The organism is Streptomyces sannanensis, assembly GCF_039536205.1.
Lineage (GTDB): Bacteria > Actinomycetota > Actinomycetes > Streptomycetales > Streptomycetaceae > Streptomyces > Streptomyces sannanensis.
Genome location: NZ_BAAAYL010000001.1, coordinates 7,004,824 through 7,018,832 on the forward strand (window position 1 = coordinate 7,004,824; position 14,009 = coordinate 7,018,832).

Sequence of the window (14,009 nt, forward strand, 5' to 3'; positions counted from 1 at the left end):
AGCCCCGCTCGCCACGGCGCACGATGTTCTAGACGGTCTTCGAGTGGAAGGCATGCCGATGTACAGTGAAGGACGCCCTTGACCTGCAGAAAGCGGGCAGGGAGCCGAATTCTAGGAGCGCTCAGTGCTGCGTACTCTGTTCAAGTCGAAGATCCATCGTGCCACCGTGACGGAGGCCGACCTCCACTACGTGGGCTCCGTCACCATCGACGCGGAGCTGATGGAGGCCGCCGACCTGCTGCCCGGCGAACTCGTCCACATCGTCGACATCGACAACGGTGCCCGGCTGGAGACGTACGTCATCGAGGGCGAGCGCGGCTCCGGAGTGATCGGTATCAACGGTGCCGCGGCCCACCTGATCCACCCCGGCGATCTGGTGATCCTGATCAGCTATGCCCAGGTCGACGACGCCGAGGCCCGCACACTCGAGCCGAAGGTCGTCCACGTCGACGCGGACAACCGGATCGTCGAGCTCGGCGCCGACCCCTCGCAGCCGGTCCCGGGCACCGACACCGAGCGCAGCCCGCACGCCCGCGCCCTGGTGCCGTAGGGGGCACCGCATGCTCGCGCTGCTGCACACCTCGCCGGTCCATGTGCCCGTCTTCGACGCGCTGCGAGACCGTGATCATCCGGGACTCGCGCTGCGTCATCTGGTGCACGAGGGACTGCTCGACCGGGCCCGTGAGGCCGGCCCGGAGGCGGTGGCCGCAGAGCTGCGTGTGCTGCTCGGTGAGGCCGTGGCCGAGGGCGCGACCGCGGTGCTGTGCACCTGCTCGACGATCGGCGCGGTGGCGGAGGCGAGCGGCGCGGCGCTGGGGGTTCCCGTGCTGCGGGTCGACCGTCCGATGGCGGCGGCCGCCGTGGCCGTCGCACCGGACCGCCTCGCGGTACGGATCGCGGTCGTCGCCGCGGTGGAGAGCACTCTGGGGCCGACGGCCGCGCTGATCACCGAGGAGGCCGAACGCCTCGGCCGTACGGTCGAGTTGCGGAGCCTGTGCGTCGAAGGGGCTTGGGCACGCTTCGAGAGCGGTGACCGCGACGGCTATGTCGACGCCGTGGCCGCCGCCGTCGACGTGATCGCCGGGGCGGATGCCGTCGTCCTGGCGCAGGCGTCGATGGCGGACGCCGCCCACCGCACCCGTACCGCTGTTCCGGTGCTCTCCAGCCCGCGCCCGGGCCTGAGCGCCGCCGTGGCGGCGCTCAGGCCGGAGCACTGATCCGTCGCGCCCGAATGGGCGCGACGAATGTGCGCGTACCTGCGCGGGGCCACAAGCTCGGACCATGACCCGCCCGCCCATTCCGCCCACTCCGCCGCTGCCGGGGCCCGGTCCCGGGCCCGGACCCGTTCCGCCCCCGCCTCCGCCGCCCGGGCCGGAACCCGAACCGATCCCCACGCCGCCGCCCCCGGAGCCGCCGCCCGAGCCGGAGCCCCAGCCGGGGCCGTTCGAGGAGTGACGCCGCGGCCCGGAGCCCTCTTGTCATGGCCCGTAGGCACCAACTAGCTTGGCGGGTCCTGACGTTCAAGGGGGACCCATGGCCGACCGCGGGCGCCACCGCCGGTACCAGCCGAGCCGTATCAACCGGGCGTCACTCGCCGTCACCGCGGGCGGTGCGGGCATGGCCCTGCCGCTGATCGCCCCGGGGTCCGCGGACGCGGCGCCGGTGGACGTCTGGGACAAGGTCGCGGCCTGCGAGTCGACGAACGACTGGAACACCAATACCGGCAACGGCTATTACGGCGGACTCCAGTTCAGCCAGTCCACCTGGGAGGCCTACGGGGGTAGGGCCTACGCACCCCGCGCCGATCTGGCGACCAAGGGCCAGCAGATCGCCGTCGCGGAGAAGGTCCTGGACGGGCAGGGCCCGGGCGCCTGGCCCACCTGCTCGGTCCGCGCGGGCCTCACCCGGGGCGGCGACGCACCCGGTAACACCCCGGGCAGTACGCCCGAGCCGAAGAACGCCGGGGCCGCGACGACGGTCCCCGGCCCGCGCGAGAGCTACACCGTCGTCGGCGGCGACACTCTCTCCCGTATCGCCGAAAGCCGTCGGGTACGGGGCGGGTGGCAGCGGCTGTACGCCGCGAACCGCGCGGTCATCGGCGACGATCCCGATCTGATCGTTCCCGGCCAGCGGCTCCGGCTCGACGCGTCTGCCCGCCCGCGCCCCGCCCGGGCCGAGCCCCAGGCCCAGCCGAAGCCGAAGCCCACGACGAAGCAGGTACGGCACAACACCGAGGTCAGGGCGGCCTCCGCGCTCTCGGCGCCCGTCGACGCGACGCCCAGCACCCCCTACCGCAGGGCCGGTTCGGCCTGGGCCAGCGGCTACCACACGGGTGTCGACTTCCCGGTCGCCACGGGCACCTCCGTCAAGGCTGTCGCCGCGGGCACGGTCGTCTCGGCCGGCTGGGCCGGGGCGTACGGGTACCAGGTCGTCATCCGGCACACCGATGGCAGATACAGCCAGTACGCCCACCTTTCCGCATACAGCGTGCGCGAAGGCCAGAAGGTCAACAGCGGTCAGCGGATCGCCCGCTCGGGTTCCACCGGCAACAGCACCGGTCCGCACCTCCACTTCGAGGTGCGGACCGGAACCGAATACGGCACGGACATCGATCCGCTGGGCTACCTCAGGGCGGGCGGCGTCACGTTCTGACCGGGCTGCGCGGCGCAGCCGGACACCTGAAGTGCGTCGGCCGCCCCGGTCCGCTGCTCCGGAACGCCGGACAGCGGCAGCGGCTCCGGACGCGCCGGCGCGGTGGTGCCCGGACGTTCCGTCGTCAGCAGAATCAGCCCGCCCGCGGCGACCGCGCCGCAGCCGAGCGCCAGCACCCTACCCGCCACGCCGTACCGGAAGTGCTCCCCGAAGAGCGTGATCCCGACGGCGGCGGCGGCCACCGGATTGACCACCGTCACCGTCGCCAGCGGGGCCGCGAGTCCCGCACCCCGGTAGGACGCCTGGGAGAGCAGCAGCCCGGAGGCCGCGAGAGCGGCGATCACCAACAGCGTCGGCAGCCCGCGCAAGGAGGCGCTCCAGGACCAGTCCGCCGCCACCGTCTTGGTGAACACCGAAGCCATGCCGAAGGCGACCCCCGCGCCGGCAGCCAGCACCACACCCCTGACTGCTCGTTCGCGCACCCGACGCGCGGTCAGGAACAGCGCGGCCACGCCCGTGAAGGTCACCGCGGCAAGGATGGTGCGCGCCGGGCCGCTCAACGAATCCCTGTCCGCGCCGCCGGTCAGCGCCAGCAGCCCGGCCAGACCGGCCGTGGCCATGACCGCACCACGCCACGCGGTGGTACCGGCGCGGCGCCGGACCAGAAGGGCGGCCATCGGCAGGGCGAAGACGATGGTCAGCGCGCCCAGCGGCTGGACCAGGCTCAGTGGCCCGTACGCCAGGGCGACGACATGGAGCACCGCGCCGAGTCCGTTGAGCAGCACGGCGCCCCACCACCCGGCGTGCCGCATCGGCGCGTACGGGCGATCGGGGGCGGCCGCGGCCACGCGCTCCTGGACGATCGCCGCGGCGGCGTAGGCGACCGCGGAGACCAGGGACAACAGCACGGACAGCGCGAGGGCACTCATGGGTCCACGATGTCCTGTCCGACCCGTCACGTCGTCGTTCTTGAGCAGGCAATGGGTCGTACTGCCGATGGAGTACGCCCCTACGCCGGAAGTCTTGTTCCGGGCCTCCGCCACCCCCGGAACGGGTGACAGGTCTCCCCCTTCGGTCTCGGGGTCGAAGCATGCCCCCGCCACCGCGGCGCCCGTCGGCGGGGGCGGGGCGTCACCGTGTCATCGTTACGGTGTGCGTGGTGCGGACTCGCCGCACTTCGGGCAGGACACCACGCGTGGGTGACGAGGGGGATCGTGGACGACAGGGCAGAGCCGGCAGCGGCACCGGGCGGTTTCTTCGCCCTGCGGACGGACCCGCCGGGCGGCGGCTCCCATGTCCCGCTCGCCGAGGTGTACACGGGACGCTCGGCGGCGCTCCGCGCACGCATCGACACGGTCGCCGCCCGGCTGCGCACGGACGAGCGCAGGGTCGCCGCCTCCCTCGCCTACCAGGGGCTCGCCTCCCGGCTCTGGTCGGTCGCGCTGGCCCCTGCCGCGCTGCACGGGATACTGCCCGGTCTCGCGCCCGCAGTGCTGCGCTGGGATCCCGCCGCGGCCGCGCCGGACGATCTGTGGACGGAGGGTCCCGCGGCCGGCGAGGCCACCGTGGAGGGGATCCGGGAGGCGGTGCAGTACGCCCATCTCGCCCCGCTCGCCCAGGCGATGCGCCGCGAATGCCGTGTCTCACCCCGGCTGCTGTGGGGCGACGCCGGATCCGCCCTCGCCGGAGCCGTCCGCGAACTCGACCGCTGGGCCCGCGTCCACGGCCGTCCGGAGGCGGCCCGCAGGGCCCGTGAGCTGGGCGCCGGCCTCTTCGCACACCCCGATCTCTCGGACGGCACCCTGAACGGCACGGCCTTCCGCCGCGCCGGCTGCTGCCTCTACTACCGCGTCCCCGGCGGAGGGCTCTGCGGAGACTGCGTCTTCGCCGCTCCGGGCCGGTCCGCGCCGTCGCGCAAGAGCTGATCCCTCACCCGAACGGCTCCGCAAATGGCGGCGGCAGCGGAGCCCGGGCAGGAGGTTCAAATCGTACGGTCGAACCGGACAGGGAGAAGACGATGACCTCCCGGGCTGACATGAACAGCGCTGATCCGAACAGCAATGACCATGCGATGGCCGGCCCGGCCGAACGGATCCGGCACTGTCGGGCCGTACGCAAGCGGCTGTCCCGTTCCTCGCACGGCCAGTGGATCGCGGCTGTCGACCGGCCCGACCCGCTGGATGTGCAGCGGCGCCAGGCCACCACCCGGGAACCGGAGCCGGTGTCGATCCGCCATGGCCGGGCGGCGCCGATGTCTTCGCCCGCGCCGTCGCCGATTTCGCCATGCTCCACGCGGACGGGATACTGTCGGACCACGCCGTCCTCCTCGCCGCTGTCGCCCCCCGGCAGATCGACGCCGAGACGGATGCGTGACGCGCGAAGCGCGGTCACCGCGGGCCGGTACGCCTCAGCCGCTTGTCGAGCCGGCTGCGCACCTTCCGGCTGAGCGAGGTCGCCGCGGCGGTCAGGAAGACGAAGTTGTAGACGATCTGCAGGATGACCAGCACCCGAGCGGTCTGGCCCTGGGCGGTGATGTCTCCGTACCCCACCGTCGCGAGTGTCACCACGGTGAAGTACAGCGCGTCGAGCCGGGTGTGCAGCCCCGAGAACTGACCCGGCTCTTTGGCCAGGCCGTAGTACCCGGCGGAGAAGACGAGCACCGACAGGCACACCAACAGGAGGATCACGATTCCCGGATGGGTGCCCTCGCGGTCCGTCACGACATACCAGATCTGAACCAGCAGCAGTACGGCGATCAGCGTGAGGGCCAGGATGAGGACGGTCCAGCTGAGCACCGGCCGCTGCGGCCCGAACCAGTTCAGCGGCAGCAGGAAGTAGGCGGCCACCATCGAGGCCACCGTGATTCCCAGGACGCTCCAGGCCCATACCGGCGCCGGTCCGGCGGCTGTCTTCCGCACGTTTCCGAGCATCCGGCGGCAGGCCCGGGTCCACCAGCCCGGGTCGGCCGAACGGGGGGCGGACGCGCACCGGCCGGGCAGTGGCCGGCCCGCCGCCCGGACCGGGGGCCTGTGCGGCTCATGGCAAACTTGTCGGGGCGCGTTCGACACGGGGAACGCCGGCGTACGAGGGACACGAGGAAAAGCAGCGGCGATGACGGTGACACAGGAAAGCCAGGAGTACGGTCCCGGCATCGACCCCGAACGGCTGGCTGTCTGCCTGAGCGTGCTGGACGAGCTGGACCAGCTGGAGATCGACCACCCGGACGCGATCACGGTCCGGCGCGCCACCGCGGGCATCTACCGCACGGTGAAGCAGCGCCGCCGCCAGGAGCGCCGCGCCGCCAAGACCGCCCACGACAAGGCCGTCACCGAGGCCACTGCCACCGGCTCGGCCGACCGGATCGACGACGAGACGCAGGGGCTGCTGCCCTCCTCCTCGGCGAAGGGCGAGATCGCGGGCATACTTCAGCGACCCCGGTCCTGCTACACCTGCAAGACCCGGTACGTCGAGGTCGACGTCTTCTACCACCAGCTGTGCCAGGACTGCGCGGCCTTCAACAGGGACCGCCGCGACGCCCGTACGGACCTGACGGGCCGACGTGCGCTGCTGACCGGCGGCCGGGCCAAGATCGGCATGTACATCGCGCTGCGGCTGCTGCGTGACGGTGCGCACACCACGGTCACGACTCGCTTCCCCAAGGACGCCATCCGCCGCTTCAAGGCGATGCCGGACAGCGACGAGTGGATCCACCGCCTCAAGATCGTCGGCATAGACCTGCGTGACCCGGCGCAGGTCGTCGCGCTTGCCGACTCGGTGGCCGCCGAGGGGCCGCTGGACATTCTGATCAACAACGCCGCGCAGACGGTACGCCGCTCCCCGCGCGCCTACAGCGAGCTCGTCGCCGCCGAGTCGGCCCCGCTGCCCGCCGGCGAGCTGCCCGCGTCCGAGGTGTTCGGCGCCTTCGGCAGCGGCGCGGTGGACCCTGTGGCCGCGCTGCCGGCCGCCCGGGACGGCGAAGGGCTGACCGCCCAGGACGTGACAGAGCTCGCACTTGTCAGCGGCTCCGCCTCGCTCGCCAGGATCGAGGCGGGCACCGCCATCGACGCCGGTGGACTCGTGCCGGACCTGGACGCCACCAACACCTGGATCCAGACGGTCGAGGAGGTGGACCCGGTCGAGCTGCTCGAAGTCCAGCTGTGCAACTCCACCGCACCGTTCATCCTGATCAGCCGGCTGCGCCCGGCGATGGCGGCGGCGAAGGCCCACCGCAAGTACGTGGTGAATGTTTCGGCCATGGAGGGTGTTTTCAGCCGCGGTTACAAGGGAGCCGGTCACCCGCACACGAACATGGCCAAGGCCGCGCTGAACATGCTCACCCGCACCAGCGCCGAGGAGATGTTCGAGAGGGACTCGATCCTGATGACGGCCGTGGACACCGGCTGGATCACCGACGAGCGCCCGCACCCCGACAAGGTGCGGCTGGCCGAGGCCGGCTTCCATGCCCCGCTCGACCTGGTCGACGGCGCGGCCCGGGTCTACGACCCGATCGTGCGCGGTGAGGCGGGCGAGGACCTGTACGGCTGCTTCCTCAAGGACTACGTGTCCGCGAAGTGGTAGGTCAGCGGCGGGCGGCCATGCGGCGTACGCCCACCAGCTCCAGGACCGGCCGCCAGTCCTCCATGACGCCCGCGTCCAGGCCGATGACCTTTCCCGCGTCGTCGGCCTGCCGCAGCGTCACCGCAGCCTCCGCCAGCGGGTCGCGGGCGAACGCGGCTGCCTCCTCCCGGGACATCTCCCCGCCCTGCGCCCCCAGCGTCACCGCGCTGCGGGGCGAGAGGAGCCGTCCCGGCTCGACGGCCGCCAGATAGCGCTTCGCCGGGACATGCAGCTGTACGAGCCGGGCCACCCGCTCGCCGAGCAGTGGTCGCACGGCGTCCGCGGCGTGGTCCGCGTGTCCCACGTCATCGCCCGGACGCAGCAGATGCCCGAGGTCGTGTACGAGTCCCGCGACCTGGAGTTCCTTGTCGCTGGGGTGCAAGCGGCGCAGCAGATGCGCCGTCTGCAGGGCGTGATCGTGCAGGTCGACGGGGTCGCCACTGCGGTCGGGAGTGTCCCAGGCGCCGCGGCAGGCGTGCAGGAGGTCCATCAGTTCGTCGACGCTGCGCGGTCTCATGCGGTACTCCTCCCCGTGGTGTGATCGCCGCAATTCAGCAGATCATGGCCGGATAACGCCGCTCTGAACGGCGAGCGAAGGAAAGTTGACGCAAAGGAACCGGCCCCATCGAGCGCGACCCCGCTCATTTGGTTAGTCTGGTGCGGACGGACGGCCGACAAGGGGCTCACCAACCCTCTGGCATGTCCAGGGGCAGGCCCGCACCGAGGGCCGCGGTCCCGCCCGAACACCGGCGCCACCGCGTCCGAACGGCCAAGCCCATGAACCACCGGCGGCGGCGACCGGTCAGAGACCGTGGCGTCGTACGTCCGGAGTTACCCGACACAGAGGAGTGCGCGGTGACACCAGAAATGACGAAGCGCGAAGAAGGTCCGGCGGAACCCTGCGAACGGGCGGCCGAGCCGGAGAAGCTCGGCAACCTCGAGGTCTGGGCCAGATCGGCCCCGATCCGACTGGCCGGCTACGAGGAGGACCTCGCGGAGCCGCATATTCTGCCCGGTATCGACTGACCCGGACACTTCGCCCGTTGCCCCCGGCCCGACGGCCGGGGCAACGGCGCCTCACCTGCCGCGTTCTGTCCAGCCATACTCCTCCTCCTCGAGAGTGGTGGGTGGCAGGAAGTCCCGGATCGGCGTCCGGTGCCACCACGCCCCGGTCGACCGCAGTTCCTGCCAGGTGGAGAAGCGGTAGAGATAGAGCCGGGCCCGGACGTATCTGGGCGGCTTGTCCGGGAACGGATTGTGGGCCAGCAGCCGCAGCGTGTCCCGGTCGTTCACCAGCAGCCGCTCGACGAACTGCCCGAACCAGGCGCGGGCGTAGGCGGGGGAGAGTGCCGCGAACCACATGAGCCAGTCGAGCCGCAGATGGTACGGGGCGTACTGGCGCGGCAGCCGGTGCGGATCACCCGGCTTTCCCTTGAAGCCGTATTCCCGCCATTTTCCGTCCCGGTGCGGCACCTCCTCGTCCGTGCCCTCGACCACCACCTCCTGACGGACCCGGCTCACCGTGCCGAACGCACCGTAGGTGTTGACCAGGTGGAGCGGGTCGAAGGAGCGGTTCATCACCTGGCTGCGCGAGAGCAGATTGCGTACGGGCTGGTAGCTGCGCCAGAGCACGAACACGGTCAGGGTGACGACCACGGCCTCGTACCAGACGGGCGCGGCCGGGAGCGCGGGCGGTGAGGCGATCAGCGAGCCGTCCACCGCCGACAGGGCCAGCAGGATCGTCACCCAGTTCAGCCAGGCGAAATTGCCGGAGATCACCAGCCAGAACTGGGTGAAGGCGATCGCCAGGGCCGCTCCGGTCGCGATCGGCTGAGGGGTGAACAGCAGGATCGGCAGCAGAAGCTGCGCCACATGGTTGCACGCCACCTCCACCCGGTGCAGCGGCTTCGGCAGATGGTGGAAGAACCAGCTCAGCGGGCCCGGCATGGGCTGGGTCTCGTGGTGGAAGTAGAGACAGGTAAGTTTGCGCCAGCATGCGTCGCCGCGCAGTTTGATCAGTCCGGCGCCGAACTCCACACGGACCAGTACCCAGCGCAACAGCAGCAGCACCAGCAGCGGCGGGGCCGTATGGTCGTTGCCGAGGAAGATCGCGAGGAAGCCCACCTCGAGCAGCAGCGATTCCCAGCCGAAGGCGTACCAGGTCTGGCCGACGTTGACGATCGACAGATACAGCGCCCAGGGCAGCGCCCACAGCAGCATCGCCCCCCACAGCGGCAGAAGGCCGTCCGCGCCCGCGATCAGTGCCAGGGCGAGCGTCACGCCGGTCCACGAGCAGAGCGCGAAGAACCGGTCGGAGTAGTGCGCCTGGAACAGGCTCGGCGCCCGCCGCCATGGCACGTACCGGACGTAGTCGGGGACCGGGAGCATGCCACGCTCGCCGATGAGCGCTTTGAACTGGAGGGCCGCGGAGAGGAAACCGACCAGATACAGCGCGGCGAGGCCCCGCTGGAAGACCAGCCGGCTCAGCCAGTAGTCGGGTGCGACGAACCACTCCATCTGTGGGCGCTCCTCGGACGCCGGTATCGCCCTACGTCCAGTATCGGCTCCGCCTCGACCTGCCGCTGCCCCCTGCCGTCGTCCCACGGGCAGGGCGAACCACCCGTGCGAGTCAATCCGGCTTGCGGGGTGGTACGGGATACGGCAGACAGTAAGCAGCAGTCCGGACGGCAAGGAGCAATTCAGGTCGTACAGGCGGGAGATCTTCGTGCGCTCACCCCTCCGAAGACAGGCTTTCCCGGCCGCCGTCCTGGCGGCCGGGATCCTGGCCGCGGGCCTGACGGGCTGCGGCGGCGGCGAGCGCGCCTCGGGCCCGCAGGAGATCGTTCTTCAGCCCCTCGCCGAGCAGGGCCCCGATCCCTTCACCGAATCCACAGCCGTCGCGCCCCTGCCCGCGCCGCCTGTACCCACACCCACGGTGACCACGCCCGCGAGCCCCGCCGCCAAGGGCATCAACCGTACGGGCATCAGTACGCAGCTGCGCACCATCTCCGGGTCGGTGGCCGGGCTGTACGGCGGGACCCGCTCGCGGTCGAGCTGCGATGTGGAACGCCAGGTGCGCCTGCTCACCGCGGACCCCGTCAAGGCCGGGGTGTTCGCCAAGGCCGCCGGCGTCGACCGGCACAGCATCCCGGCCTTCCTGCGCGGGCTCACCCCCGTCCTGCTGCGGGCCGACACACGGTTCACCAGCAGCGGATACCGCGACGGAGCCGCGAAGACCTTCCAGTCCCTGCTCCAGGCGGGCACGCCCGTTCTCGTCGACAGCCACGGCGCCCCGCGGTTGCGCTGCACCTGCGGCAATCCGCTGCGCCCGCCGGATGCCACCCGTGCCGGGGCGGTGCACAAGGGTGTGCGATGGGCCGGGTACCGGCCCGAGCGGGCGGTCGTCATCGTTCCCGCGGTACACACGATCGATTCCCTGATCATCGTGAACATCGCGACCAACACCTGGATCGAGCGGAAGACCGGTGACACGGGGGCGCGGGACAGAACTCCGCGGGTCATGCCGCCGCACGACCCCGGCGACGACATCACAGGACCGCTCAGCCCGAGCTCGCCGAGCCCGCAGCCCGACACCTCGCTGCCCGAACTGCCCCAACTGCCCGACAGTCGGCAGCCACGTGGCGCCACTCCCGACAGCCCTCTGCCGGAGAGCGCCGGCCGGGGGACCAGCCTGCCCGAACCGTCGACCCCCGAGGCTCCCCGTCCGGACGGCCCCGCCCCGGACGGTCTCGAGCCCTTCGCGCCCGACGACGGCGGCACCGCACCGGACATCACGCAGTGTCCGCCCGGCGGGACCGGCTCGTCCGACCTCTGGCCCGGCTGTCCGGACCTGTCGGAGACCGAGGATCCGGGCAGTGGCCTGCCGCCTGGACCGGACGACGGTTTCGAGGCGGCCGGTGCGGCAGTCCCACCGGCCGTGAAATCGGGGGAATGATGACAGAAGTGGCCACATGGCTGATCGGGTATCCGGCAGCCTGTCGCTCCAGGAGGGCCGGCCCGCACACCCGGATCTGAGCCTCGTCCTCAATCGCATGGGCTGCTTCGACTGGGACCTCGACAGCGGGCTGCTGCACATGGACCGGACCGGCCTCGAGGTGTTCGACCGGTCAGGGCGGGGTACGGCTGCGGGTCGAGGCCAACGACGGCTCCAGCGCGCTGCCCAGGCGTCGCGAGGCGGGGGAGTCGGGCGTCTCGGGCCGCGGGCTGATGCTCGTGGACCGGCCGGATGGTGTATGGGGTGTGGATCCGCGGGGCAGCGGAAAATCCGTGTGGTGTGAGTTCATCATCCCGGAACGTCATCGGATGAACGAAACGTGACAGTAACCATACGTGACGTGTTAGCTCTTGACCGTAACCATTCGATGGCGCTTGACTTCGGTCTCCACCCCCCGCTTCTGATGGTCCGACAGAGTGGTGATCCCTTGAGCACGGAACTGCTGGCCCCCCTGGACCTCGCGTTCTGGCACCTCGAATCCGACGCACACCCCATGCATCTCGGTGCGCTCGCCGTCTTCGATCCCTCCCCGGACCTCGGCGGAGAGCAGATCCTGGACCTCCTGGCCGACCGCGCCGCCGACATCCCCCGGCTGAGGATGCGGGTACGGGACGTCTGGCTGCCGGTCGGTGGCGCCGCCTGGGTCACCCACAAGGAATTCGACGTACGGCGCCATGTGCGCCATGTCCGGCTCGGCGCCGGCAACTTCGCGGGCCGCGCCGTGGACCTCGCCGGCGAGCTGATGGAACGGCCGCTCCGACGCGGACGGCCACCCTGGGAGATGTACGTCCTGACCGGTGCCCCCGAGGAGCCCTTCGCCGTCCTGGTGAAGCTGCACCACGCGCTGGCGGACGGGATGCGGGCCGTCGCCATCGGTGCGGGCATCCTCGACCAGATGGCCGACAGCCGGGCCGGCGGCAGCCGTCGCCATCGCCCTGTCGCCTCCAAGTCCTGGCTGCCGGGCCCGGGCCAGGTCGCGGACCTGGCCAAGGGCCGGGTGGAGGAACTCGGCCGGGCGCTGGGCATCGGTGCCTCCGTCATGCGGGCCAGCAGACTGGAACTGGGCGCCTCCTCCGCCCTCGCCGCGAGCTCCAGCGGCACCCGCCGCCTCGCCACCGCCGTGCTCGACCTGGAGGACGTCCAGCGTGTCCGCCGCGCCTCGGGCGGCACCGCCAACGACGTCCTGCTCGCGCTGACCGCGGGTGCGCTGCGACGCTGGATGCTCGAACGCGGCGACCGCCTCCCCGGCGCGGACCCGCGCGCCCTCGTCCCGGTGTCCCGCCGCCGCCCCGGCAGCCCGCCCGGCTCCGGAAACAAGCTCTCCGCGTACCTGCTGGGCCTGCCCGTCTCCGAGGACGATCCCGAGGCGCGCCTGCAGGCCGTCCGTACCGCGATGGACCGCAACAAGAGCGCCGGCCCGGCCCGCGGAGCCGGCGCCGTGGCCGTGCTGGCCGACCAGCTCCCCTCCCTGGCCCACCGCTTCGGCGCCCCCCTGGCCGGCAACGCGGCCCGGATGCTCTTCGACATCCTCGTCACCAGCGTTCCCCTGCCGCGCTCCGCGCTGTCGTTCGGCGGCCGCCCGCTGCGCGAGATCTATCCCATGGCCCCGCTGGCCCGCGGACAGTCGCTCGCGGTGGCCCTGTCGACGTACGGCGGCCGGGTGCACGTAGGACTGGTCGCCGACGGCAGGGCGGTGCCCGACGCGGACCGGCTGGCGGACTGCATGGGGGAGGAGCTGCACGATCTGCTCAAGGTCATCGGGCCCTGATCCGGTCCCGGCCCGCGGAGGACATCCCGCTCCGCCCGGGGCACGCTGGAAGCATGCCGGAGCTGCCGGAGGTCGAAGCACTCGGAGAGTTCCTGACCGATCACCTGGTCGGTCAGGAGATCGCCCGTATGCTGCCCGTCGCGGTCAGTGTGCTCAAGACGTACGACCCGCCCGTCACCGCCCTGGAGGGCCGCACCGTCACGGCCGTGGCCCGGCACGGGAAGTTCCTCGACATCGCGGCGGGCGGACTCCACCTGGTCGTCCATCTCGCCAGGGCGGGCTGGCTCCAGTGGCGGGACCAGCTGCCGGACGGTCTGCCGCGGCCGGGCAAGGGCCCACTCGCGCTGCGGGTGGCCCTCGTCGACGGCCAGGGCTTCGACCTCACCGAGGCGGGCACCCACAAGGGACTCGCCGTGTACGTCGTGCACCGGCCGGGTGAGGTGCCGGGCATCGCCCGGCTCGGCCCCGACCCGCTGGCCGCGGACTTCGGCCGGGACGACCTCGCGGCCCTGCTCTCCGGGGAGCGGCGCCGGCTGAAAAGTGCGCTGCGCGACCAGAGTCTCATCGCGGGCATCGGCAACGCGTACAGCGACGAGATCCTGCACGCCGCGAGGATGTCCCCGTTCAAACCGGTCGCCCGGCTGACCGATGACGAGATCACCACGCTGTACCAGGCCATGCGCGACACGCTGACCGCGGCCGTGACACGGTCCCACGGCCTTGCCGCCGGGCAGCTGAAGGCGGAGAAGAAGATCGGCCTGCGCGTGCACGGCCGCACCGGTCAGCCGTGCCCGGTGTGCGGCGACACCATCCGGGAGGTCTCGTTCAGCGATTCGTCGCTGCAGTACTGCCCCACCTGCCAGACCGGCGGAGAACCGCTGGCCGACCGGAGGATGTCCCGGCTGCTGAAGTAGGCCCTGTCCGGCCGGTCAGGACCTCGCCGCCGACCCGGACTCC

Annotated in this window: 14 protein-coding genes and 1 pseudogene; 10 read left to right on the forward strand and 5 right to left on the reverse strand. The window is 71.6% G+C overall.

Annotated features, from left to right (window positions below):
- Positions 1-124 precede the first annotated feature (124 nt).
- The 3 genes from panD to ABD858_RS32625 all read left to right on the forward strand — a co-directional run bounded on the left by panD (position 125) and on the right by ABD858_RS32625 (position 2,652).
- On the forward strand, positions 125-550 hold the full coding sequence (gene panD, locus ABD858_RS32615; RefSeq protein WP_345034065.1) for an aspartate 1-decarboxylase: 426 nt from the start codon (positions 125-127) through the stop codon (positions 548-550).
- A gap of 10 nt (positions 551-560) precedes the next feature.
- Positions 561-1,217: an aspartate/glutamate racemase family protein gene (locus tag ABD858_RS32620; RefSeq protein WP_345034062.1), complete on the forward strand. Its 657-nt coding sequence runs from the start codon at positions 561-563 to the stop codon at positions 1,215-1,217.
- 316 nt (positions 1,218-1,533) lie between these two features.
- On the forward strand, positions 1,534-2,652 hold the full coding sequence (locus tag ABD858_RS32625) for a transglycosylase family protein (protein ID WP_345034060.1): 1,119 nt from the start codon (positions 1,534-1,536) through the stop codon (positions 2,650-2,652).
- Here the strand turns inward: ABD858_RS32625 and ABD858_RS32630 are convergent.
- Positions 2,622-3,581, reverse strand: a complete 960-nt coding sequence (locus ABD858_RS32630; RefSeq protein WP_345034058.1) for a DMT family transporter — start codon at positions 3,579-3,581, stop codon at positions 2,622-2,624. The genes ABD858_RS32625 and ABD858_RS32630 overlap by 31 nt on opposite strands.
- Positions 3,582-3,866: 285 nt before the next feature.
- On the opposite strand from ABD858_RS32630, the gene ABD858_RS32635 reads away from it, so the two are divergent.
- Positions 3,867-4,577 carry a (2Fe-2S)-binding protein gene (locus ABD858_RS32635; protein WP_345034056.1) on the forward strand — a complete coding sequence of 237 codons (711 nt, stop codon included), beginning with the start codon at positions 3,867-3,869 and terminating at the stop codon, positions 4,575-4,577.
- A 4-nt stretch (positions 4,578-4,581) separates the two neighbouring features.
- Here the strand turns inward: ABD858_RS32635 and ABD858_RS32640 are convergent, their stop codons facing one another.
- Both ABD858_RS32640 and ABD858_RS32645 read right to left on the reverse strand, forming a co-directional pair.
- Complete coding sequence (locus tag ABD858_RS32640) at positions 4,582-5,043, reverse strand: hypothetical protein (RefSeq protein WP_345034055.1); 462 nt, start codon at positions 5,041-5,043, stop codon at positions 4,582-4,584.
- Entirely contained in the window at positions 5,040-5,570 is a 531-nt protein-coding gene (locus tag ABD858_RS32645) for a potassium channel family protein (protein WP_345034054.1), read from the reverse strand. The genes ABD858_RS32640 and ABD858_RS32645 overlap by 4 nt, the downstream gene beginning before the upstream one ends.
- A gap of 193 nt (positions 5,571-5,763) precedes the next feature.
- Between ABD858_RS32645 and ABD858_RS32650 the strand changes: the two genes are divergently transcribed.
- The gene (locus tag ABD858_RS32650) at positions 5,764-7,230 is read left to right on the forward strand and encodes an SDR family NAD(P)-dependent oxidoreductase (RefSeq protein WP_345034053.1); all 1,467 of its coding nucleotides are present in this window, start codon (positions 5,764-5,766) and stop codon (positions 7,228-7,230) included.
- A 1-nt stretch (position 7,231) separates the two neighbouring features.
- Here the strand turns inward: ABD858_RS32650 and ABD858_RS32655 are convergent, their stop codons facing one another.
- Positions 7,232-7,786: an HD domain-containing protein gene (locus ABD858_RS32655; protein WP_345034051.1), complete on the reverse strand. Its 555-nt coding sequence runs from the start codon at positions 7,784-7,786 to the stop codon at positions 7,232-7,234.
- Positions 7,787-8,136: 350 nt separating this feature from the next.
- On the opposite strand from ABD858_RS32655, the gene ABD858_RS32660 reads away from it, so the two are divergent.
- Positions 8,137-8,295 (forward strand): hypothetical protein, encoded by a 159-nt coding sequence (locus ABD858_RS32660; RefSeq protein WP_345045074.1) that lies wholly within the window; start codon positions 8,137-8,139, stop codon positions 8,293-8,295.
- Between the two features lie 51 nt (positions 8,296-8,346).
- Here ABD858_RS32660 and ABD858_RS32665 read toward each other — a convergent pair whose 3' ends face one another.
- Positions 8,347-9,786, reverse strand: a complete 1,440-nt coding sequence (locus tag ABD858_RS32665; RefSeq protein ID WP_345034050.1) for a lipase maturation factor family protein — start codon at positions 9,784-9,786, stop codon at positions 8,347-8,349.
- A gap of 208 nt (positions 9,787-9,994) precedes the next feature.
- Between ABD858_RS32665 and ABD858_RS32670 the strand changes: the two genes are divergently transcribed.
- From ABD858_RS32670 to ABD858_RS32685, 4 genes and pseudogenes are all read left to right on the forward strand, one after another.
- Positions 9,995-11,224, forward strand: coding sequence for a DUF6777 domain-containing protein (locus ABD858_RS32670; RefSeq protein WP_345034049.1), 1,230 nt, complete (start codon positions 9,995-9,997; stop codon positions 11,222-11,224).
- Between the two features lie 185 nt (positions 11,225-11,409).
- A pseudogene (locus ABD858_RS32675) lies at positions 11,410-11,607 on the forward strand (ATP-binding protein); the annotation flags it as partial.
- 104 nt (positions 11,608-11,711) lie between these two features.
- The gene (locus tag ABD858_RS32680) at positions 11,712-13,052 is read left to right on the forward strand and encodes a wax ester/triacylglycerol synthase family O-acyltransferase (RefSeq protein WP_345034047.1); all 1,341 of its coding nucleotides are present in this window, start codon (positions 11,712-11,714) and stop codon (positions 13,050-13,052) included.
- A 53-nt stretch (positions 13,053-13,105) separates the two neighbouring features.
- Entirely contained in the window at positions 13,106-13,966 is an 861-nt protein-coding gene (locus ABD858_RS32685) for an Fpg/Nei family DNA glycosylase (protein ID WP_345034045.1), read from the forward strand.
- The last annotated feature ends 43 nt before the right edge of the window (positions 13,967-14,009 follow it).

What these genes read in the sequence shown, in the direction of transcription:
- ABD858_RS32620 (WP_345034062.1), top strand. Translation starts at nt 561, where the DNA reads ATGCTCGCGCTGCTGCACACCTCGCCGGTCCATGTGCCCGTCTTCGAC.
- ABD858_RS32625 (WP_345034060.1), top strand. Translation starts at nt 1,534, where the DNA reads ATGGCCGACCGCGGGCGCCACCGCCGGTACCAGCCGAGCCGTATCAAC.
- ABD858_RS32630 (WP_345034058.1), bottom strand. Translation starts at nt 3,581, where the DNA reads ATGAGTGCCCTCGCGCTGTCCGTGCTGTTGTCCCTGGTCTCCGCGGTC.
- ABD858_RS32650 (WP_345034053.1), top strand. Translation starts at nt 5,764, where the DNA reads ATGACGGTGACACAGGAAAGCCAGGAGTACGGTCCCGGCATCGACCCC.
- ABD858_RS32655 (WP_345034051.1), bottom strand. Translation starts at nt 7,786, where the DNA reads ATGAGACCGCGCAGCGTCGACGAACTGATGGACCTCCTGCACGCCTGC.
- ABD858_RS32660 (WP_345045074.1), top strand. Translation starts at nt 8,137, where the DNA reads ATGACGAAGCGCGAAGAAGGTCCGGCGGAACCCTGCGAACGGGCGGCC.
- ABD858_RS32665 (WP_345034050.1), bottom strand. Translation starts at nt 9,786, where the DNA reads ATGGAGTGGTTCGTCGCACCCGACTACTGGCTGAGCCGGCTGGTCTTC.
- ABD858_RS32685 (WP_345034045.1), top strand. Translation starts at nt 13,106, where the DNA reads ATGCCGGAGCTGCCGGAGGTCGAAGCACTCGGAGAGTTCCTGACCGAT.